At 53.8% G+C, this 1,718-nt stretch carries 1 protein-coding gene and 2 pseudogenes; all 3 read left to right on the top strand.

The features are described from left to right. The coding region (locus H6F43_RS18670) for a cyclic peptide export ABC transporter (RefSeq protein WP_190344269.1) at positions 1-762 on the top strand (762 nt) is incomplete at its 5' end. 26 nt (positions 763-788) lie between these two features. Next, a pseudogene (locus H6F43_RS18665) lies at positions 789-1,331 on the top strand (Uma2 family endonuclease). Between the two features lie 67 nt (positions 1,332-1,398). Further along, positions 1,399-1,718: pseudogene (locus H6F43_RS18660) on the top strand (serine/threonine protein kinase); the annotation flags it as partial.

Below are 1,718 nucleotides of genomic sequence, written 5' to 3'. Positions count from 1 at the left end.
GTGCTCAGTCGTGCTGGAATTGCCCTCGACAAAGTGGAAGCCTTAGGGTTGTCGCTAGCTCGATCGGCAGAAATTCAGTCGCATCCCGCGCCGATTTGCCCAGATTGGCAGCGGTTGCAGTTGCAGAACGTGATGCATACGTATGCGGGCGATCGAGAAGATGCCCAGTTCACGCTCGGTCCAATTAATCTAGAATTTCATCCTGCTGAACTCGTGTTTATCGTAGGCGGCAACGGCAGCGGCAAATCTACGTTTGCCAAGCTGCTCACAGGCTTGTATAGCCCGGAATCTGGCGAACTGCGGCTGAATGAACAGACCATTACTGCGGAAAATCGAGAATGGTATCGCCAGCACTTCTCCGTGATATTTGCTGATTTTTACCTGTTCGATCGTCTGCTCGGACTCGATAACAGCACCCTAGACGCGCAAGCGCAAACCTACCTAAAGCAGTTGCAGCTCGATCGCAAAGTTCGCATTGAACAGGGCGTTCTGTCCACCACAGCACTGTCGCAAGGGCAGCGAAAACGCTTAGCGCTGCTGACCGCGTACCTGGAAGACCGAGCGATTTACCTGTTCGATGAGTGGGCAGCCGACCAAGACCCCGCGTTTAAGGACGTGTTCTACACGCAATTTCTGCCAGAGCTACGAGATCGTGGCAAAACGGTGTTCGTGATCAGCCACGACGATCGCTATTTTCAGGTTGCCGATCGCCTGATCAAGCTCGACTATGGCAAGGTGGAATATGACAAGCGACTACGATGACAGAACCACTCATTCCTGGAGGCGCAATGTCTCTCACCACCAAAGATCTAGAGCGGCTACAAGCTCACAGTCCTGACTATCAAATGGAGTTGGTGAATGGGGAAATCATCGTCATGAGTCCACCCGGGTACGAATCGGAGGAAGTGGCGACCCGGATGGCAGGCAAACTTTTTAACTGGGTTGACGATCGCCGATTAGGAAGAGTAACAGGCTCCAGTGCTGGATTTACCTTACCCAACGCCAACACTCGCGCCCCGGATGTTTCGTTTGTGTTGGCAGAGCGACTCCGACGCAGTCCTCGCAGCTTTGCGGAATTGGCTCCCGATTTGATGGTGGAAGTGAAGTCGCCGACGGATAGCGTTAAGGCGCTCAGAGACAAAATCGATGAATTTTTGAGGGTGGGTACCAGAGTCGGGATTTTGATCAATCCAGAAGCGCGCTGGGTTGAGATCCGCTGATCGCCGTACGACACGATCACGCTGCACGATGGCGATGCACTAACGGTTCCAGATTTGCTTCCCGGTTGGGAGGTGCAGGTTGCAGATTTGTGGTCCCCAGAGTTTGATTAAGCGCTTGGTTGATCGAACCCGTGCGTTAGACGTGCTAGAACAGTGCTGAACTGATTGCAGCCCCTGTATGACAACTTCAGCGCCCGACGATTCGCTCACGCAACTGCTCGGAGATCGCTATCGGCTTGAGCGATCGTTGGGATGTAAAGCAGGACGCCAAACCTGGCTGGCACAAGATGTCCAGACTCAGGAGCACGTAGTTCTGAAGCAGCTTACGTTTAGCCGCGACCTGACCTGGGACGATGTAACACTGCTTGAGCGCGAGGCAGAAACGCTCCAGTCACTCTCCCATGCCGCAATTCCTCGCTATTTAGAGCAGTTTGAACTCAGCTCCACCCACAGCAAGCGAATTGTGCTGGTGCAGACCTACCTCGACGCGCCATCGCT

It is taken from the genome of Leptolyngbya sp. FACHB-36 (assembly GCF_014695955.1).
Taxonomy (GTDB): domain Bacteria; phylum Cyanobacteriota; class Cyanobacteriia; order Leptolyngbyales; family Leptolyngbyaceae; genus FACHB-36.
This window is presented reverse-complemented; position numbering and strand designations above follow the sequence as displayed.